Source organism: Variovorax sp. GW458-11-26-14-LB1 (genome assembly GCF_059423965.1).
Window position 1 is genome coordinate 16,981 of the sequence record NZ_JBWKYW010000008.1, and the last position, 19,178, is coordinate 36,158.

Annotated in this window: 19 protein-coding genes; 1 reads left to right on the top strand and 18 read right to left on the bottom strand. The window is 67.6% G+C overall.

Annotated features, from left to right (window positions below; all coding sequences use genetic code 11):
* Positions 1-58 precede the first annotated feature (58 nt).
* The 16 genes from AC07YS_RS07950 to AC07YS_RS08025 form a co-directional block, all read right to left on the bottom strand.
* A complete protein-coding gene (locus tag AC07YS_RS07950; protein WP_062477068.1) occupies positions 59-553 on the bottom strand; it encodes a BON domain-containing protein in 495 nt (164 codons plus the stop codon).
* A 135-nt stretch (positions 554-688) separates the two neighbouring features.
* Positions 689-1,513, bottom strand: a complete 825-nt coding sequence (locus AC07YS_RS07955; protein WP_495270050.1) for a DUF429 domain-containing protein — start codon at positions 1,511-1,513, stop codon at positions 689-691.
* Positions 1,514-1,526: 13 nt separating this feature from the next.
* Complete coding sequence (locus AC07YS_RS07960; RefSeq protein WP_070063589.1) at positions 1,527-2,408, bottom strand: DMT family transporter; 882 nt, start codon at positions 2,406-2,408, stop codon at positions 1,527-1,529.
* A 16-nt stretch (positions 2,409-2,424) separates the two neighbouring features.
* On the bottom strand, positions 2,425-2,847 hold the full coding sequence (locus tag AC07YS_RS07965) for a BLUF domain-containing protein (RefSeq protein WP_062477059.1): 423 nt from the start codon (positions 2,845-2,847) through the stop codon (positions 2,425-2,427).
* Between the two features lie 3 nt (positions 2,848-2,850).
* Positions 2,851-3,582, bottom strand: coding sequence for a GTP cyclohydrolase I (gene folE / locus AC07YS_RS07970; RefSeq protein WP_062477056.1), 732 nt, complete (start codon positions 3,580-3,582; stop codon positions 2,851-2,853).
* Between the two features lie 73 nt (positions 3,583-3,655).
* Complete coding sequence (locus AC07YS_RS07975) at positions 3,656-4,429, bottom strand: endonuclease/exonuclease/phosphatase family protein (RefSeq protein ID WP_070063590.1); 774 nt, start codon at positions 4,427-4,429, stop codon at positions 3,656-3,658.
* Positions 4,426-4,899: a dihydroneopterin triphosphate diphosphatase gene (gene nudB, locus AC07YS_RS07980; protein WP_495270051.1), complete on the bottom strand. Its 474-nt coding sequence runs from the start codon at positions 4,897-4,899 to the stop codon at positions 4,426-4,428. The genes AC07YS_RS07975 and nudB overlap by 4 nt, the downstream gene beginning before the upstream one ends.
* Before the next feature lie 7 nt (positions 4,900-4,906).
* Entirely contained in the window at positions 4,907-6,715 is a 1,809-nt protein-coding gene (aspS, locus tag AC07YS_RS07985) for an aspartate--tRNA ligase (RefSeq protein ID WP_495270052.1), read from the bottom strand.
* A 37-nt stretch (positions 6,716-6,752) separates the two neighbouring features.
* Positions 6,753-7,385, bottom strand: a complete 633-nt coding sequence (locus AC07YS_RS07990; protein WP_062477045.1) for a DUF502 domain-containing protein — start codon at positions 7,383-7,385, stop codon at positions 6,753-6,755.
* Positions 7,386-7,399: 14 nt separating this feature from the next.
* A complete protein-coding gene (locus AC07YS_RS07995; RefSeq protein ID WP_062477042.1) occupies positions 7,400-7,741 on the bottom strand; it encodes an FmdB family zinc ribbon protein in 342 nt (113 codons plus the stop codon).
* 104 nt (positions 7,742-7,845) lie between these two features.
* Positions 7,846-9,294 carry a high affinity choline transporter 1 gene (locus tag AC07YS_RS08000; protein WP_493194558.1) on the bottom strand — a complete coding sequence of 483 codons (1,449 nt, stop codon included), beginning with the start codon at positions 9,292-9,294 and terminating at the stop codon, positions 7,846-7,848.
* A gap of 19 nt (positions 9,295-9,313) precedes the next feature.
* Positions 9,314-10,879: a ubiquinone biosynthesis regulatory protein kinase UbiB gene (gene ubiB / locus AC07YS_RS08005; protein WP_139700161.1), complete on the bottom strand. Its 1,566-nt coding sequence runs from the start codon at positions 10,877-10,879 to the stop codon at positions 9,314-9,316.
* Positions 10,876-11,433 (bottom strand): ubiquinone biosynthesis accessory factor UbiJ, encoded by a 558-nt coding sequence (locus tag AC07YS_RS08010; protein ID WP_062477123.1) that lies wholly within the window; start codon positions 11,431-11,433, stop codon positions 10,876-10,878. The genes ubiB and AC07YS_RS08010 overlap by 4 nt, the downstream gene beginning before the upstream one ends.
* Positions 11,434-11,490: 57 nt before the next feature.
* Entirely contained in the window at positions 11,491-12,495 is a 1,005-nt protein-coding gene (locus tag AC07YS_RS08015) for a Tim44 domain-containing protein (RefSeq protein WP_095743925.1), read from the bottom strand.
* 41 nt (positions 12,496-12,536) lie between these two features.
* Positions 12,537-13,268, bottom strand: a complete 732-nt coding sequence (gene ubiE, locus AC07YS_RS08020; protein WP_062477029.1) for a bifunctional demethylmenaquinone methyltransferase/2-methoxy-6-polyprenyl-1,4-benzoquinol methylase UbiE — start codon at positions 13,266-13,268, stop codon at positions 12,537-12,539.
* A 172-nt stretch (positions 13,269-13,440) separates the two neighbouring features.
* Positions 13,441-13,854, bottom strand: a complete 414-nt coding sequence (locus tag AC07YS_RS08025; protein ID WP_062477026.1) for a gamma-butyrobetaine hydroxylase family protein — start codon at positions 13,852-13,854, stop codon at positions 13,441-13,443.
* Positions 13,855-13,960: 106 nt separating this feature from the next.
* Here AC07YS_RS08025 and AC07YS_RS08030 point away from each other — a divergent pair, with 106 nt between their 5' ends.
* Complete coding sequence (locus AC07YS_RS08030; RefSeq protein WP_495269080.1) at positions 13,961-14,752, top strand: hypothetical protein; 792 nt, start codon at positions 13,961-13,963, stop codon at positions 14,750-14,752.
* A gap of 15 nt (positions 14,753-14,767) precedes the next feature.
* Here the strand turns inward: AC07YS_RS08030 and AC07YS_RS08035 are convergent, their stop codons facing one another.
* Positions 14,768-15,205 (bottom strand): HIT family protein, encoded by a 438-nt coding sequence (locus tag AC07YS_RS08035; protein ID WP_495269081.1) that lies wholly within the window; start codon positions 15,203-15,205, stop codon positions 14,768-14,770.
* Complete coding sequence (locus AC07YS_RS08040; RefSeq protein ID WP_495269082.1) at positions 15,202-19,080, bottom strand: DUF3683 domain-containing protein; 3,879 nt, start codon at positions 19,078-19,080, stop codon at positions 15,202-15,204. Before AC07YS_RS08040 ends, AC07YS_RS08035 begins: the two co-directional genes overlap by 4 nt.
* Between the last annotated feature and the right edge of the window lie 98 nt (positions 19,081-19,178).

Here is a 19,178-nt window from a genome sequence, read left to right on the forward strand (position 1 = left end):
CAGACAAGAAAAAGCCCGGTCGAACCGGGCTTTTTGCTGGGCGCGGCGGAAGGGCCGATCAGCCCTTCACTTCGAGCTGGTTGTTCACCGACTTCACGCCCTGCACGGCCTTGGCGATCTCCTCGGCGCGCGACTTGGCGGCGGCCGTCGGTGCCGGGCCCTTGAGGCTCACGGCGCCGCCCTTGGTGTCGACGTCGATCTTGATCGCGCTCAGGTCCGGGTCCTTGGCCAGGCCGGCCGAGACCGAGGCGGTGATCGCGGCATCGTCGACCGTGGCGGTCACAGCGGCGGTGGCGTCCTTGGCGGCTTCCTTCACATCGGCGGTGGCACCGGCCATGCCGGTCTTGGCGTCGGCCGCGGCCTGTTCGGTCTTGGCCTTGGCATCGGAGGCCGCCTGCTCGGTCTTGGCGACGGCGCTGTCGAGCTTCTCGCCGGCCGTCTGGTTGCCCGGCTTGTCGCAGGCGGCCAGGGTCAGCGCGGCGCCGGCGGCGAGCACGGCGAGCCAGGTGCGCGAGGTGGCAAAGGGAGCGAGGGAACGGTTCGACGTTGTCATGGGAAATCCTCCTGCGGTCGGAATGGGTGCATGGACCGGCTTGGTCCACGCCAGTCAATCTAGTCCCCGCCGCCCGCGCCCGGGTGTCGCCGCAGGCCCGAAGCGCTGTAGGACAAGCAAGCGACGGCAGGCGGCTCAGGCGCTGACGATCCAGCCTTCGAGCGGGTCCATGGACCCCGGCAATCCGTAGCCCGGACCGGCGCTGCCGGCGCGCTGGCGGGCCCAGGCGGCCTGCAGCAGGCACAGCACCGCGTCGAGTTCGTCGCCCTTGGCGTCGGCGCGCAGCACGTCGCGCTGCGCGACCGTGAGTTGAAGGCGCAGGCCGAGCCGCGTGCGCCCGGCTTCCAGCGCGGCCAGCAGGTCGGCGCGCGCGGCTTCGCGTTCGGGCGACTGGCGCGCGAGGTCGTCGCTCTTGTAGCTGCGCCGGCCGATCAGCTCGCGGGCCAGCAGGCCGGGATACGCCTCCAGCGCGATGCGCTCCTTGTGCGCGCCCGTGTGCAGGCCCGGCAAGGTGGCGCCGACGGCGAGCAGGCGCGGCACGCCGGCATGCAGCATGTAGGCGACGGGCGGGTTCACCCACTTCATCGACGGGCTCGAGCCGGCCGGCGCGTCGGTCGCACGGTGCGCGAACTTGCCGCCGACCGGACGCGCCGCGCAGAAGGCGGCGAAGGTGTCGCGGATCTCGGTGCGGCTCAGGCCGGCGTAGTGGGCGATCAGCGCGTCCCATGCGGTCGGCCACTGCAGGTGCTCGACCAGTTCGCGTGGCAGGCCGAAGGGAAAGTCGAACCCGCCGACCCAGGCGGGCGTGCTGCTGTCGAGCCACTGGCCCCAGGCGTCGAGCGTGGCGAAGCGGCGCAGGCCGGTCAGCGTGACGGCGTCCGTGCCGGCCAGTTCACCGACGGCCACGACGATGGGTTTGCGGGCGGTCGGTGCGCTCGAGAAATCGCAGCCGAAGAGCATCGCCCGCCTTCGGTCAACCCAGTGCGAGGGCGATCACGCCGGCCGCGATGAACAGCGCGCCCAGCAGCCGCAGCATGCGATCGCCTTCGCGCAGCAGGTGCCCGCCGATCAGCGCGGCGAACAGCATCGACACCTCGCGCGCCGGCGCGACGTGCGAGATGGGCGCCTGCTGCACCGCGTACAGCACCAGCACGTACGAGACGGGGCTGATCGCCGCCACCAGCAGCGCGTACTTCCACTGCTCACGCCACATGCGCGCGGTGGTCGCGCGGTCCTGCAGCGCGGCGGGCAGCAGCAGCACGAGGCGCACGAAGTTGCTCATGTAGTCGAGCAGGATCGGCGACATGGCGAGGAACTTGACGGCGTAGCTGTCGGTGACCGTGTAGGCCGCGATGAAGGCGCCGGTCAGCACGCCGTAGCGCATGCCCTTCTGTACGCGCTCGCGCTGCACCGGGTCATGCTTCTTGTGAAAGAGGCGCGGGCCGCCGGCCACCAGGAACACGCCGAGCACCACGCCGAAGATGCCGGCCACGCCGACAAGGCTGATCTTCTCGCCCAGGAACAGGATCGCGACCAGCGACGACAGCAGCGGCCCCGAGCCACGCGCCAGCGGGTAGACCACCGTGAGGTCCGACTTGCGGTAGCCGCGCAGCAGCACGACGTAATAGAAGACGTGCAGCACGCCGCTCAGCACGATGAAGGCCCACTCCTTCGTGCCCCAGGTCGGCACGACGCTCCAGCCGAGCGTGATGCCCACGGGCGCCCACACCACGGCCATGAACACGCCGCTCTGGAACGCGAAGCGCGAATCGCCGTTCGCCTTCTTGGCGGCGATGTTCCAGCTGGCGTGGATGACGCCAGCCAGCAGGATCAGTGCGAAAGCGGAAAGGGGCACCCCGGTCGAACCGGGATCAGTGGCGGCCGACGATGGCCGCGGTGGCCATCAGTTCTTCGAGCAGCGCGAGCGAGACCTTGCCCGAGACCTTGTAGGGGTCGAGTTCGGGCTTCTCGGAGTACTTCAGCAGCGTCGAGGCGTTGAGCTTGGAGAGGTTGACCTGCCCCATCGTCCAGCCACCGAAGCGGCGCTCGGAGATTTCCTCGTAGTGCAGCAGCACCACGTCCTTGTGGCGCGGATCGCGCTGGATGTGGCCGTAGAGGTCGCTGATGGCGTCGCGCCCACCCTCGATGGCCTGCAGGAAGGTGCCGGCACCGTAGCAGAGGATGCCGGTGATGCCGCAGGCCGGATTGTGCGTGCGCGATTTCGCGAGGATCGCCTCGATGGCCTCGGGGCTGGTATCGACGGCGCGACTGGCATAGAGAAGTCGGACCAGCATGGCTCAGCTCTTTCTTGGCAGGAGAGACAGGAATTCGCGGCGCAGGCTCGGGTCTTTCAGGAACACGCCGCGCATGACGGAGTTGATCATCTTGCTGTCCATTTCCTTCACGCCGCGCCAGGCCATGCAGAAGTGCTCGGCCTCCATGACCAGTGCGAGGCCGTCGGGCTGCGTCTTTTCCTGGATCAGGTCGGCCAGCTGCACCACGGCTTCTTCCTGGATCTGCGGACGGCCCATGACCCATTCGGCCAGGCGTGCGTACTTGGACAGGCCGATCACGTTGGTGTGCTCGTTGGGCATCACGCCGATCCACAGCTTGCCGATGATCGGGCAGAAGTGGTGCGAGCAGGCGCTGCGCACGGTGATCGGGCCGACGATCATCAGCTCGTTCAGGTGCTCGGCGTTGGGAAACTCGGTGAGCGGAGGTGCCGGCACATAGCGGCCGCGGAACACCTCGTTGAGGTACATCTTGGCCACGCGGCGCGCGGTGTTGTCGGTGTTGTGGTCGTTCTCGACGTCGATGACCAGGCTCTCGAGCACGCCCTTCATCTTGACCTCGACCTCGTCGAGCAGCGACTCCAGTTCGCCCGGCTGGATGAACTCGGCGATGTTGTCGTTGGCGTTGAAACGCTTGCGCGCTGCATTCAGTCGCTCGCGGATCTTGACGGAGACGGGGGTGCCCTCGTCATCGTCTTTTCGATCGGGAAGCGGTTCGACGTCGGTTTTCCTCAGCATGGCGGGGATCGTACCAGTGAATGGCCCCAGGGGATTCGGGCTGCAACGCCCGCCCCTTCTCGGAGCAATGCTATCAATTAGGTAGCGCGAAGTCGGCTACCAGCGGAAGGTGGTCGGACATGCGGGCCCAGATCGGGCCGCGCGGCACGTTGCAGGCCAGCGGTTCGAGCTGGCGGCCATAGACGAAATCGAGCTGCGTCACGGGCAGGCGCGAGGGGTATGTGAGCGTGCGCGGGCCGCGCAGGTCGCTGGTGTCGCGCAGGCCCATGGCGTTCATGGCGTAGCGCATGCGCGCGCCCCAGTCGTTGAAGTCGCCGGCCACCACCACGGCCTCGTCGGCCGGCACCTCGCGCTCGATGAACTCGCGCAGCCGGGCCACCTGCCGCACGCGGCTGCCCTTGATGAGCCCCAGGTGCACCACGATGGCGTGCACCCGGCGCCCTTCGATGTCGATCACGGCATGCAGCAGGCCGCGCTGCTCGAAGCGGTGGTCGGAGATGTCCTGGTGACCGGTGCGAATCACCGGCCAGCGCGTGAGCAACGCGTTGCCGTGCTCGCCGTGGCGCGTGACGGCGTTGGTCTCGTAGACGGCCGTGTAGCCCTCGGGCGCCAGAAAGTCGGCCTGCGGCAGCTCGGGCCAGCGCGGAAAGCGGGCCGCGGCCTGGCGGTTCATCTTGCGCACTTCCTGCAGGCAGACGATGTCGGCATCGAGCTGCTCGATGGCGTGGCCCAGGTTGTGGATCTCGAGCCGACGCGCCGGCCCGATCCCCTGCACACCCTTGTGGATGTTGTAGGTCGCGACCCGGAGGTTCTGCGTTGCTGCTGCTGCGGCGGCCGGTGGGTTCATCGCGCAAATTCTGGCAGCAACAGAATGGCTTCGGCGTTCGACGGGGAAAAGCAGGCGTCCGCCGCCTCGTGGTACGGCAGCCATTGCCAGTCGGTGTGCTCGCGCGGATCGAGCCCGGGTGTCAGGCGCTCGGGCACGCACAGGCCGAACAGGTGCTCGGTGTTGTGGGTGATGCCGGGTTCGTAGCGCGCGCGCCAGCCGGGGTAGATCTCGTAGACGTTGCGCAGTTGCCAGTCGACCAGCTGCGACGCCAGCGGCGTGCCCTCGCCGCACTGGATGCCGGTTTCCTCGGCCACCTCGCGCGCCGCGGTGAGCGCCAGCGGCTCGTCGAGGGCGTCCTTGCTGCCGGTGACCGATTGCCAGAACTCGTGGGCATCGGCGCGCCGGATCAGCAGCACGTCGAGCACGGGCGTGTGGATCACGACCAGCACCGACTCGGGGATCTTCCAGGGTCGGGTGCCAGTCGTCATGCCGGCATCAGGCTGCGGCTTGGGGCGTGTTGCGCAGCTTGATGTGCAGTTCGCGCAGTTGCTTCTCGTCGACCGGGCTCGGCGCCTGCGTCAGCAGGTCTTGCGCGCGCTGGGTCTTGGGGAAGGCGATCACGTCGCGGATCGACTCGGCGCCGGTCATGAGCATGACGAGGCGGTCCAGGCCGATGGCGATGCCGCCGTGCGGGGGCGCGCCGTACTGCAGCGCGTCGAGCAGGAAGCCGAACTTGAGCTGCGCGTCTTCGGCGCTGATCTTCAGCGCGCGGAACACCTTGCTCTGCACTTCCTCGCGGTGGATACGCACCGAGCCGCCGCCCATCTCGATGCCGTTGAGCACCATGTCGTAGGCCTTGGCGATGCACTTCTCGGGCGCGGTGTCCATGAGGTCTTCATGGCCGTCCTTCGGCGCGGTGAACGGGTGGTGCACGGCGCTCCAGCGCTGGCCTTCCTCGTCGAACTCGAACATCGGGAAGTCGACCACCCACAGCGGGGCCCAGCGGTCCTCGAAGAGGCCGGCCTTCTTGCCGAAGGCGCTGTGGCCGATCTTCACGCGCAGCGCGCCGATGGCGTCGTTGACGACCTTTTCCTTGTCGGCGCCGAAGAACAGGATGTCGCCGTTGCGCGCACCCGTGCGGGCAATGATCTCGGCCAGCGTGGCGTCGTCGAGGTTCTTGACGATCGGGCTTTGCAGGCCTTCGCGGCCGGCGGCTGCGTCGTTGACCTTGATGTAGGCCAGGCCCTTGGCACCGTAGATTTTCACGAACTCCTGGTAGGCGTCGATTTCGCCGCGCGACAGGCCGCCTTCGGCACCGCCGCCGGGCACGCGCAGTGCGACGACGCGGCCGCCGGTCATGGTGGCGGCGTTCGAGAACACCTTGAACTCGACGCGCTTCATCAGCTCGGTGAGTTCGGTGAATTCGAGCTTCACGCGCAGGTCGGGCTTGTCCGAGCCGTACTTGAACATCGCATCGGCGTAGCTCATGGTCGGGAACACCGGCAGGTCGATGTCCGCGGCGTTGCGGAACATGGTGCGGACCATGCCTTCGAACATCTCGCGGATTTCCTCTTCGGCGAGGAACGAGGTCTCGATGTCGATCTGCGTGAATTCAGGCTGGCGGTCGGCGCGCAGGTCTTCGTCGCGGAAGCACTTCACGATCTGGTAGTAGCGGTCGTAGCCGGCCACCATCAGCAGCTGCTTGAAGAGCTGCGGCGACTGCGGCAGCGCGAAGAAGCTGCCGTCGTGCACGCGGCTGGGCACGAGGTAGTCGCGCGCACCTTCGGGCGTGGACTTGCCGAGCATCGGGGTCTCGATGTCGATGAAGCCGTTGGCATCGAGGAACTTGCGCGTTTCCATCGTCACCTTGTAGCGCAGCATCATGTTGCGCTGCATGGCCGGGCGGCGCAGGTCGAGCACGCGGTGCGTGAGGCGGGTGGTTTCCGACAGGTTGTCGTCGTCCAGCAGGAACGGGGGCGTGACCGACGGGTTCAGCACCTTCAGTTCGTGGCACAGCACTTCGATCTTGCCGCTCTTGAGGCTGTCGTTGGTCGTGCCTTCGGGGCGCGCGCGCACCAGGCCGGTGATCTGCACGCAGAACTCGTTGCGCAGGTTCTCGGCCACGGCGAAGGTCGAGGCGCGGTCGGGGTCGCACACCACCTGCACATAGCCTTCGCGGTCGCGCACGTCGATGAAGATCACGCCGCCGTGGTCGCGGCGACGGTTGACCCACCCGCACAGGGTGACGGTCTGGCCCAACAGGGCTTCGGTCACAAGACCGCAATAGTGAGTACGCATGGCCATAGAGATGACTTCCGGCGCCGTCGTGGCGCGTTCGTTTTTATGAGTTGGATGGCTTGATCGCCACCGAGGAGGGGCCGCCTGGAACGACCACGCCCATCGAGACGATGTACTTGAGCGCTTCGTCCACGCTCATCTTCAGTTCGACGCAGTCACTGCGCTTGAGCATGACGAAGTAGCCGCCCGTGGGGTTGGGCGTGGTCGGCACGTAGACGCTGAGGAATTCCTCGCTGCCCAGGTACTCGGCTACCTCGTTGCCCGGCGCGCCGGTCACGAAGGCAATGGTCCACACGCTCTCGCGCGGCCACTGGATCAGCACTGCCGTGCGGAATGCGTTGCCGTTCTCGGAGAACAGCGTGTCCGACACCTGCTTGACGCTCGAGTAGATCGAGCGCACGACCGGAATGCGGCGCACCACGGCGTCGCCCCAGCCGAGCAGGCGCTTGCCGACGAAGTTGCTCGCAATGGCACCGACCACCAGCAGGATGGCCAGCGTGAGCAGCACACCGAGCCCGCGGATGTTGTTGTCGTAGAGCCAGCGCTGCCATGCGCCCGGCAGCACCCACAGCGTCTGGTCGAGCGTGTCGATGATCCACTTCAGCACCGCCAGGGTGATGAACAGCGGAACGATCACCAGCAAGCCGGAGAACAACCATTTGCGCAGGGCGGACATGGGAGAGGGTTCCGTCAGTCGCCGCTCTTGGCGGCAGCCGTTGCAGCGGGGGCCGGCGCGGGAGCGGGCGCCGGTGCGGGGCTGGAGGCGGGGGACGAAGAAGAAGCATCGGCCGACTTGGCACCGTCGCCGGACGCAGCGGGCGCTGTGGCGGCCTCGGACTTCTTGCCGCCGCCCTCGCGGAAGTCGGTCACGTACCAGCCCGAGCCCTTGAGCTGGAAGCCGGCGGCCGTGACCTGCTTTTCAAATGCGCTCGCACCGCATTCCGGGCACACCGAGAGCGGCGTGTCCGACATCTTCTGCAGAACGTCCTTGGCAAAGCCGCAGGAACTGCACTTGTAGGCGTAAATGGGCATGGGAAATCGGGGTGGGAATGAGCGACGCAGCTGCCGCTCGCAAAGCCCTCGATTATAGGGGCGCCCCCGCCCGCAGGGGCCGTGGGGCGCGGCCCAGCCCGCCGTCAGGCCGGCTCGGTCGCCAGGAGGCGGTGCGGCGTGTGAGTGTTCGCTATCCATTGCGGCAGCAGCGAGCCGACAACCATGCCCGCGAACGAGGACAGCACGCCCGCCAGCTGGGCCGGGAAGGCGGTACCCCAAGGCATGGCCATGAACAGCAGCCAGACGCCGATGCCCCCCACGATCGAGGCGATGGCGCCCTGGGTGGTGGCACGGCGCCAGTACAGGCCGCACACCAGCGGCACGAAGGCCCCGACCAGCGGCACCTGGTAGGCGCCCGAGACCAGTTCGTAGATCGGCGTGCCCTGCATGCGGATCGCGTAGGCCAGCACGGCGGCGCTGAACAGCAGCACCGTGATGCGCATGGTCATCAGGTTCTCGCGGTCGGTGCCGGCGGGACGAAACTGGCGCCAGATGTTCTCGGTGAAGGTGACGCTGGGCGCCAGCAGGGTGGCCGAGGCGGTCGACTTGATGGCCGACAGCAGCGCGCCGAAGAACAGCACCTGCATCACGAAGGGCATCTTCTGCAGCACCAGCGTGGGCAGCACCTTCTGCGGATCTTCCTTCAGCAGCACAGCCACCTCCTCCGGCATGATCAGCAGCGCGCTGGCCACGAGGAACATCGGCACGAAGGCGAACAGGATGTAGGCCACGCCGCCGATCACCGGACCGCGGGTCGCGGCCTTGACGCTGTTGGCCGACATCACGCGCTGGAACACGTCCTGCTGCGGAATGGAGCCCAGCATCATCGTGATGGCCGCGGCGAAGAAGAACACCATGTCGTGCCAGTTGGGCTCGGGCCAGAACTTGAAGAGGTCCTTGCTGACCGCGAAGGCCACCACCTTGTCGGCGCCGCCGGCCATGTCGCCCGCGAACATCGCGATGACCGCGAGGCCGACGACCAGGATGATCATCTGGATGAAGTCGGTCACGGCCACCGACCACATGCCGCCGAACAGCGTGTAGGCCAGGATCGAGACCACGCCGATCACCATGCCCAGCGGGATGCTGATGGCGCCGGCCGACAGCACGTTGAACACCAGCCCCAGCGCCGTGACCTGCGCCGACACCCAGCCCAGGTAGCTCAGCATGATGATCAGCGAACAGGCCACTTCCACGCTGCGGCCGTAGCGCTCGCGGTAGTAGTCGCTGATGGTCAAGAGCGTCATGCGGTACAGCTTGCCCGCGAAGAACAGGCCCACCAGGATCAGGCAGGTGCCCGCGCCGAACGGGTCTTCGACCACGCCGCTGAGGCCACCCTCGATGAACTTGGCCGGGATGCCGAGCACCGTCTCGGACCCGAACCAGGTCGCGAAGGTGGTCGTGATGATCATGAACAGCGGCAGGTGCCGCCCCGCGATCGCGAAGTCGGTGGTGTTCTTCACCCGTTTGGCCGCATACAGGCCGATGGCGATGGTGACCAGCAGATAGACGATGACCAGCGTCAACAACACGGCAAAACTCCTCCAGCCTCTAGAACAAACGCACGCGCACCAGCACTTGCATGGCGAGCAACCCCAGGACGAATCCGATGCCGCCATAGAGGATGGCCTGCAGCAGCCGGTTGGTGCGCTTTTGCGCGGCCAGCAGCTCCTGCAACTCGCGGCGGTGATCGGGCGGCCGATTTTCCAGGAAATCGTGCAGCAAGCGCGGCAATTGCGGCAGCAATTTCGCGTAGCGCGGCGCCTCGGCCCGCAGCTGCTGGAACAGCTTCTTCGGCCCGATCTGGTCGATCATCCACTTCTCGAGGAAGGGCTTGGCCGTGGCCCAGAGGTCGAGCTCGGGGTCGATGCTGCGGCCCAGGCCCTCGATGTTCAGCAGGGTCTTCTGCAGCAGCACCAGCTGCGGCTGGATCTCGACGTGGAAGCGGCGCGAGGTCTGGAACAGGCGCATCAGCACCATGCCCAGCGAGATCTCCTTCAGCGGCCGGTCGAAGTACGGCTCGCACACGGTGCGGATCGCGGCCTCGAGCTCGTCGATGCGCGTGCCCTGCGGCACCCAGCCGCTCTCCAGGTGCAGCTCGGCCACGCGCTTGTAGTCGCGCCGGAAGAAGGCCGCGAAGTTCTGCGCGAGGTACTCCTTGTCGGACTCGGTGAGCGTGCCGATGATGCCGAAGTCGAGCGAGATGTAGCGCCCGAAGGTCTCGGGCGCCAGGCTCACCTGGATGTTGCCCGGGTGCATGTCGGCATGGAAGAAGCCGTCGCGGAACACCTGTGTGAAGAAGATCGTCACGCCGTCGCGCGCGAGCTTGGGAATGTCGACGCCGGCGGCGCGCAGCTTGTCGATCTGGGCAATGGGCACGCCGTTCATGCGCTCCATCACGATGACTTCGGGGTGGCAGAAGTCCCAGAACATCTCGGGGATCAGCACCAGGTCGAGCGAGGCCATGTTGCGGCGCAGCTGCGCGGCGTTGGCGGCCTCGCGCACGAGGTCGAGCTCGTCGTGCAGGTACTTGTCGAACTCGCCGACCACCTCGCGCGGCTTCAGGCGCTTGCCGTCGGGCGAGAGCTTCTCGATCCAGCCGGCCATCATGGCCATGAGGGCCAGGTCCTTCTCGATCACGCCGCGCATGTTGGGGCGCAGCACCTTCACCGCCACGTCGCGGATCTCGCCCTGGTTGGTGCGGATGGTCGCGAAGTGCACCTGCGCGATCGAGGCGCTGGCGATGGGCGTTTCGTCGAACTGCACGAACACGTCGCTCACCGGGCGGCGGAAGGCGCGCTCGATGGTCGCGACCGCCACCGCCGAGGGGAACGGCGGCACGCGGTCCTGCAGGAAGGCGAGCTCGTCGGCGATGTCGGGCGGCAGCAGGTCGCGCCGCGTGGACAGCACCTGGCCGAACTTCACGAAGATGGGGCCCAGCCGCTCCAATGCCTCGCGCAGGCGCTGGCCGCGCGGCGCGTCGAGGTTGCGTCCAACGGAGACGATGCGTGCCACCACGCGCAGCCAGGGCTTCTGGAAGCTCGTGAGCACGAGCTCGTCCAGGCCATAGCGCAGTGCGACCCAGACGATGAACAGGCCGCGATAGAAGCGACTCATTCGGCGTGGCCCGCCGCACCGCCGGCACGGGCCGAGCGGTCGCCGACGAACTGGCGCAGCGCGCCGACCACGCGCCGCACGCCGTTGCCCAGCGTGTGCGCGGGCACGTCGCCGATCACGCGGGCCAGGTCGTCCTCGACGTCCCAGCGCACGTGGTCGACCAGCCAGTTGACCTCGGCCGCGAGCTGCACGTCGCCGACGATCTGCACGGAGGGCTTGTCGCCGCGCAGCGTGGCGCGGGCGATGTCGAAGGGGGAGTCATCGATCACGGTGAGCGTGAGTTCGGGCGTGGAGCCGGCAGGTGCCAGGTCGAGCAGGCCGGCCGGCGTGGCCACCAGTTCCATCGTCACGAAGCGCCACTGGAAGCGCACCACCCTGCCCTGCTGGCGCAGCAGCCGCTGCTGCGCTTCGGGCTCCTGCTGCAGCACGTGGTTCAGGAACAGGACCGCGCGGTGCTGGATCTCGTGGACGGCCCAGGCCGGCGGTTGCAGGCGTTCGCCGATGCGGTTGAACAGGTCGCCGAGCAAAGAAAAAGGGGACGATGGTGTAGCCATGGTCCCCATTATCCCGTCAGTGCTACGGCCGGGTGACGGCCGTGGCTCAGGTTTTTGTCACTGCAGCGCTTGCACGCCCGCCACCAGCCAGCCGGCGCTGCCGGTCTTGGTCATGTTCCAGACTTCGCGGAACGGGGCCGGGCCCGCCGAGGCGTCTTCGCGGATCATGCCGGAGAACTCCACGCTCGCCATGTAGGCGTCGGGCAGCTCTTCGATGCCCAGCAGCTTCGCGTCGAGCATCACGACCTCGGTCTTGTTGAGCGCACCGCCCGTGTGGCTGGCGCGGTCGGCCAGCTGCGTGCGGATCTCTTCGACCATGCTGTCGGTCATCATGGAACGCAGCATCGACACGTCGGCGCGGTCCCAGGCGTCTTGCAGGGTCACGAAGTTGCGCTTGGCGGCGGTGAGGAAGCCGTCGGCATCGAAGCCCGCGGGGATGCCCCAGGACTGCGAACCGGCCAGTGCCGAACCGATCATGCTGCCGCCGGCTGCGGCACCCGCGGCCGAGAGGCTGCTGCCGTGCGATGCCGGCGCGGCGTCGAACGCCGCGGTGTTGCGCTCCCACGGCCGTGCCGAGGCGTCGTTGCCGACGTTGGCCGGGCTGTACTGTGCCGGTGCGCGTGCATCGGCGGGGCTGCCGGCGCCCTGGAAGGCGAAAGCGCCCTGGCGGTTGGCGTTGCCCGACGACGCGGCCGAGCGCGCCTTGAAGATGCGCCACACCGCGAGCGCGGCAAAAGCCAGCAGCGCGATCAGCAGGATGTTGGCGAAGCCGGCACCCAGGCCCAGCGAATTCGCGAGCCATGCCAGGCCCAGGCCGGCGGCGAGACCGCCGAGCATCGCGCCCCATGGACGCTTCGGTGCAGCGGCTGCGGGCGTTGCGGGCTTGGGCGCCGCATTGGTCGCGTTCTGCTGCGCGGGGGCCGCGGGCTGCGTGGCCTGGCGCTGCGTCACGTTGGACGACTGGCGACCGACGGACTTGCCGCCACCCATGCGAGCAGCTTCCGCCTGAACGCTCACCAGCACCAGTGCTGCTGCCAAGAACAAAGAACCCAAACTCTTCATGCCGTCTCCTCTTGAGCGAAAAATTCGCGTCGTCATCGTGATCAACACTTGATTCCAACATGGAGGGCTGCAATTCCCCCCGTCATGTTGTGATAGTCCACATGTCCGAAACCGCCCTCTTTCATAAGGGTCTTGAGCTCCTCTTGCGAGGGATGCATCCGGATCGATTCAGCCAGGTAGCGGTAGCTCGCATCGTCGCCGGCCACGAGCTTGCCCAGGCGCGGCAGCACGTTGAACGAATACCAGTCGTAGGCCTTCGTGAGCGGCTTGGCGACCTTCGAGAACTCGAGCACCAGCAGCTTGCCGCGCGGCTTGAGCACGCGGTTCATCTCCTTGAGTGCGATGTCCTTGTGCGTCATGTTGCGCAGGCCGAAGGCCACGGTGACCACGTCGAAATGGTCATCGGGAAAGGGCAGCTTCTCGGCGTCGCAGACCGTGGTGGGCAGCACCACGCCGGCGTCGAGCAGGCGGTTGCGGCCGGTGCGCAGCATGGCTTCGTTGATGTCGGTATGGACCACCTGGCCCGTGGCGCCGACCTTCTTGGAGAAGGCGAGTGCGAGGTCGCCGGTGCCGCCCGCGATGTCGAGCACGCGCGAGCCTTCGCCCACGTTCGCGACCATCACGGTGTAGGCCTTCCAGGCCCGGTGCAGTCCGGCCGACATCAGGTCGTTCATGATGTCGTAGCGCGACGCCACCGAGTCGAAGACGCCGCGAACGCGTTGCGCCTTCTCGCTTTCGTCGACTTTCTCGAAGCCGAAGTGGGTTGTACTCATGCGCTGGATGTTAGGCCGGAAGGCATTCCTTCAAGGCGACGACCCCGCGGGCACGGCGGACATTTGTTGCTTTTTCCTCCAACGGAGGGCCGCCGCAACGCGCGTCTTTGCTGTGTGTAAGGCTATCTTTTCAATAGCAACAGGGTATGTTTACCCTCGGTTCCCGCGGCGCTCAGTGGCTGCTGCAGGCGTGGCCGCCCTTGTCGGCCATCGGGGCATCGCGGTCCACGCCGGCCGCGGCCAGGCGCCGCTCGTAGTCGGCCCACAGCTCGGCCTGCCGCGCGCCCAGGTCGTACAGCAGGCTCCAGGTGTAGATGCCGGAGTTGTGGCCGTCGCTGAAGGCCGGCTGCACGGCGTAGTTGCCCACCGGCTCGAGCCCGACCAGGTCGACATCGCGCTTGCCGGTCTGCAACACCTCCTGCCCCGGGCCGTGGCCCTGCACCTCGGCCGACGGCGAGTAGATGCGCATCAGCTCGAAGGGGATGCGGAAGGTGGCGCCGTCCGAGAAGCCGACCTCGAGCACGCGCGACTGCCCGTGCACGGTGATCGATTGGGGTGTCGGCGCGCCGGCTTGCAAACCTGCCATGGGGAATCCGTTCGGAAGAAGAGAGAAAGAGAAAAGGGGTGGGACTCGCGCAGTATGCCGCGCGCTGCGCGCCAGCGTGCCGACCGCCTGCGCTTAGCATCGCTGCATGCCGTCACGCACACGCTCTCCCCTCCTCCTGTCGCGTCCGAACCGGGCCGCCCTCGTCCTCTGCGCCGCGCTCGCGGGCACTGCCCTCGCCCCACCGGCCCATGCCTTCTGGGGCCTGATCGGCAAGGCGGCAGGCAAGGCTGCAACCGCCGGCAAGGCGGCCGGCGTGGCGGGCAAGGGCGCGGCGGTCGGCGCCGGTGCGGTGGCGGCCGAAGGTGCAACCGGCGTGGCCGCGAAGGGCGCGATGGCGCTGGGCGACGACGCAGCACATGCCGCCCAAGCGGGCTCGCGCGGCTTCGGCGGCGCGCATGAACTGAGCACCGTGAACGCCGCGCTGCCGCCCGAGGTCGCGGCCTACCTCGCCAAGCCGGCGAAGGAGCTCACGCCCAAGGACACGTCGTTCATGATGGACAGCTACCGGCAGATGGTCGAGCGCGCTGGCAAGAGCGGCGACTTCACCGCCGTCGAGCGCATGCCGACCTCGGCGGGCACCGCGCGCACGCTGCCTGCGGAGCCGGTCAAGGCTGCAGCAACACCACAGCCGACGACCACTGCAGCAACCGCGTCACCCGGCAGCTCGGGCGCACTGCCCTTCCACGCGGTGCGCCTGCTGGCCCACGCCGCACATGCGGGCAACAAGAGCGCGCAGGCCGAGCTCGATCGCGTGTGCAGGGATGGCAGCGTGGCCTCGAAGCGCTTCTCGAAGGAAACGCGCGCCACGCCGGAATTCAAGCAGGCTTGTGCGGACCGCAAGGCAGGCAGCGCGACGCGCACCGCCGCGGCCAGCTAGGAAAAAGCGACGGCCTCAGGCCAGCGACGCGAGCCGGCGGACCATGTCGGCTTCCGCCTGCGGCAGCAGCGCCTGAACGGCGGCCAGCCGCTCGGCCGGCGCGGTGCGCTGCACGGCAGCCCAGACCGAACCGGGGAAATGGCTGTCCCAGTCGAAACGCGCGATCACGTGCCAGTGCAGGTGCGCCACCATGTTACCGAGCGCGGCGATGTTGAGCTTGGTGGGCGCCAGCGCGTCGCGCAGGCACTGCTCCACGCGCACCACGGCCTCCATGCACAGCACGCGGTCGGCCGCGTCGAGGTCGGAGAACTCCGCCGCATGGTCGCGCCACACCACGCGGTAGAAGGCCGGAAAGCCTTCTTCCTGCGCATGGATGACGCGCAGCTTCGCGCCTTCGAACACGACACGCCCGCCGGGCGTGTCGCACAGCGGGCAACCCGCCACTGCCGTCATACGAGCACCCGCTCGATGCCGCCCTGGTTGGCGGCCGCCACGTAGTTCGGCATCCAGTCGTCGCCGAGCAGCTTGTTCGCCATCTCGACCACGATGTAGTCGGCTTCGAGCAGGCCGTTGTTCAGGTCGTTGCCGTAGCGCGAGAGGCCTTGCAGACAGCTCGGGCAGCTGGTGAGGATCTTCACGTTGTCGGTCGCGCCAACATTGCCGCTCTCGCGCAGCGCGGCCTCGCCCTTCTTCAGCTCTTCCTCCTTGCGGAAGCGGATCTGCGTCGAGATGTCGGGCCGCGACACGCCCAGCGTGCCCGACTCGCCGCAGCAGCGGTCGTTCTTGAGCACGTTGTCGCCGACCAGCGCCTTCACGGTCTTCATCGGGTCCTGCTGCTTCATCGGCGAATGGCAGGGGTCGTGGTACAGGTAGCCGCCACCGCCCGCATCGGCCAGGGTGATGCCCTTTTCGAGCAGGTACTCGTGGATGTCGATGATCCGGCAGCCCGGGAAGATCTTGTCGAACTGGTAGCCCTGCAACTGGTCGTAGCAGGTGCCGCAGCTCACCACCACCGTCTTGATGTCGAGGTAGTTGAGCGTGTTGGCGACGCGGTGGAAGAGCACGCGGTTGTCCGTGATCATCTTCTCGGCCTTGTCGAACTGGCCGCTGCCGCGCTGCGGGTAGCCGCAGCACAGGTAGCCCGGCGGCAACACCGTCTGCACGCCCGCATGCCAGAGCATCGCCTGCGTGGCCAGGCCGACCTGCGAGAACAGCCGCTCCGAGCCACACCCCGGGAAGTAGAAGACCGCCTCGGTTTCCGAGCTGGTCGTCTTCGGGTTGCGGATGATCGGCACGTAGTCCGCATCTTCGATGTCGAGCAGCGCGCGTGCCGTCTTCTTCGGCAGGTTGCCCGGCATCTTCTTGTTGATGAAGTGGATCACCTGCTCCTTGATGGGCGCAGGCCCCAGCGTGGCCGGCGGCGCGCCGGTCTGCTTCTTCGCAAGGCCGCGCAGCAGGTCGTTGGCCATGCGCTGCGCCTTGAAGCCGATGCCCACCATGCCCGCGCGCACCGCCTTGATGGTCTGCGGGTTGGTCGCGTTCAGGAAGAACATCGCGGCCGCGTTGCCGGGGCGGAAGCTCTTCTGGCCCATCTTGCGCAGCAGGTTGCGCATGTTCATCGACACATCGCCGAAGTCGATCTTCACGGGACACGGCGTGAGGCACTTGTGGCACACGGTGCAGTGGTCGGCCACGTCCTCGAACTCTTCCCAGTGCTTGATGCTGATGCCGCGCCGCGTCTGCTCCTCGTAAAGGAAGGCCTCGACCAGCAGCGAGGTCGCGAGGATCTTGTTGCGCGGGCTGTAGAGCAGGTTGGCGCGCGGCACGTGCGTGGCGCACACCGGCTTGCACTTGCCGCAGCGCAGGCAGTCCTTGACGCTGTCGGCGATGGCGCCGATGTCGCTCTGCTGCATGATCAGCGACTCGTGCCCCATGAGGCCGAAGCTCGGCGTGTAGGCATTGGTCAGGTCGGCGTGCAGCGTCTGCGCCTGCCCCGCGGGCGCGCGCAGCAGCTTGCCCTTGTTGAAGCGGCCCTCGGGGTCGACCCGGGCCTTGTACTCGGTGAAGGGGCGCAGCTCTTCATCGGTGAGGAACTCGAGCTTGGTGATGCCGATGCCGTGCTCGCCCGAGATCACGCCGTCCAGGCTGCGTGCCAGCGCCATGATGCGCACCACCGCGGCATGCGCGGTCTGCAGCATCTCGTAGTTGTCGCTGTTGACGGGCAGGTTGGTGTGCACGTTGCCGTCGCCCGCGTGCATGTGCAGCGCGACCCACACGCGGCCCTTGAGCACCTGCTTGTGGATGGCGGTGCACTCGGCCAGGATCGGCCCGAACTCGGCGCCCGAAAAAATCTCCTGCAGCGGCTGGCGCAACTGGGTCTTCCAGCTGGCGCGCAGCGTGTGGTCCTGCAGTTGCGGGAACAGTGAGTCGACGTTCTCGAGCCAGCCGGCCCACAGCGCGCGCACCTCGTGCACCAGCGCCACGGCCTGCGCCACGCGGTCTTCGAGCAGCTCGGCCGCCGGAATCTCGTGCGCGTCGTCGGTCTTGCCCAGCGGCAGGTTGCCGCGCGTGAGGAAGGCTTCGAGCGCGTCGGTGAGCGCCAGCTTGTTCTGCAGCGACAGCTCGATGTTGATGCGCTCGATGCCGTCGCTGTACTCGGCCATGCGCGGCAGCGGGATCACCACGTCTTCGTTGATCTTGAAGGCGTTGGTGTGCTTGCTGATGGCGGCCGTGCGCTTGCGGTCGAGCCAGAATTTCTTGCGTGCCTCGGGGCTGATGGCAATGAAGCCTTCGCCGCTGCGCGAGTTGGCGATGCGCACCACTTCCGAGGTGACACGGGCCACCGCGTCGGCGTCGTCGCCGGCGATGTCGCCGAACAGCACCATCTTGGGCAGGCCGCCGTGCTTCTTCGACTTGGTGGCGTAGCCCACGGCCTTCAGGTAGCGGTCGTCCAGGTGCTCGAGGCCGGCCAGCAGCACGCCCGAGCGCTTTTGCTCGGCGAACATGAAGTCCTTGATCTCGACAATGCTGGGCACGGCGTCCTTCGCATTGCCGAAGAATTCGAGGCACACGGTGCGCGTGTGCGCCGGCATCTTGTGCACCACCCAGCGGCAGCTGGTGATGAGGCCGTCGCAGCCCTCTTTCTGGATGCCCGGCAGGCCCGAGAGGAACTTGTCGGTCACGTCCTTGCCCAGGCCTTCCTTGCGGAAGGTGCGGCCCGGGATGTCGAGGCGCTCGGTGCGCAGCTTGGTCTTGCCGTCGGCGGCGTAGTACTGCAGCTCGAACACGGCGCTCTCGGCGTCGTGGATCTTGCCCAGGTTGTGGCCGATGCGGGTCACTTCGAGCCATTCGGCCTGCGGCGTGACCATGCGCCACGAGGCGAGGTTGTCCAGCGCCGTGCCCCACAGCACGGCCTTCTTGCCGCCGGCGTTCATGGCGACGTTGCCGCCGACGCACGAGGCCTCGGCGGAGGTCGGGTCGACCGCGAACACGAAGCCCGCGCGCTCGGCCGCGTCGGCCACGCGCTGGGTGACCACGCCTGCCTCGGTCCAGATGGTGGGCACGGGGTGGTCGAGGCCGGGCATCGACACGTGCTCGACCTCGGTCATGGCCTCGAGCTTCTCGGTGTTGATGACCACGCTCTTCCAGGTCAGCGGGATCGCGCCGCCGGTGTAGCCGGTGCCGCCCCCGCGCGGAATGATGGTCAGGCCCAGCTCGATGCAGCCCTTGACCAGCAAGGCCATCTCGGCCTCGGTGTCGGGGCACAGCACGACGAAGGGGTACTCGACGCGCCAGTCGGTGGCGTCGGTCACGTGCGACACGCGCGAGAGGCCGTCGAACTTGATGTTGTCCTTGGCCGTGAGCCGGCCCAGCACGCGGGTGGCCTTGCGGCGCAGCGCGGCGACGTCGCGGAAGGTGTCGTCGAAGGCGGCGACGGCCTGGCTGACGAGCCCGGTGAGCTCGCCCACCAGCTGGTCGCGCGGCAGGTCGCTGTCGGGGGTGCGGCGCTTCTGCACCTCGCCCAGGCGGTGGCGCAGGGCGTCGACCAGCTGGCCGCGGCGGCGCGGGTTGTCGAGCAGGTCGTCGACGAGGTAGGGGTTGCGCTGCACCACCCAGATGTCGCCCAGCACCTCGTAGAGCATGCGCGCCGATCGGCCGGTGCGGCGCTCGGCGCGCAGGGTCTGCAGCAGGTCCCAGCCGCGTTCGCCCAGGAGGCGAATCACGATCTCCCGGTCGGAGAAGCTGGTGTAGTTGTAGGGGATCTCGCGCAGTCGTACAGGCTCTGCGGCCTGTGACAACAGCGTATTCAACGCGGTCGGAGCATTCATCGGGTGGGGCCCTTGGCCAGGCGCTGCGCGCCCATGTAGCCGGGGGGTCGATTTTAGGGCAGGCCCCGGGGGCTTTGCCGTGCCCGGCCGCTATTCCC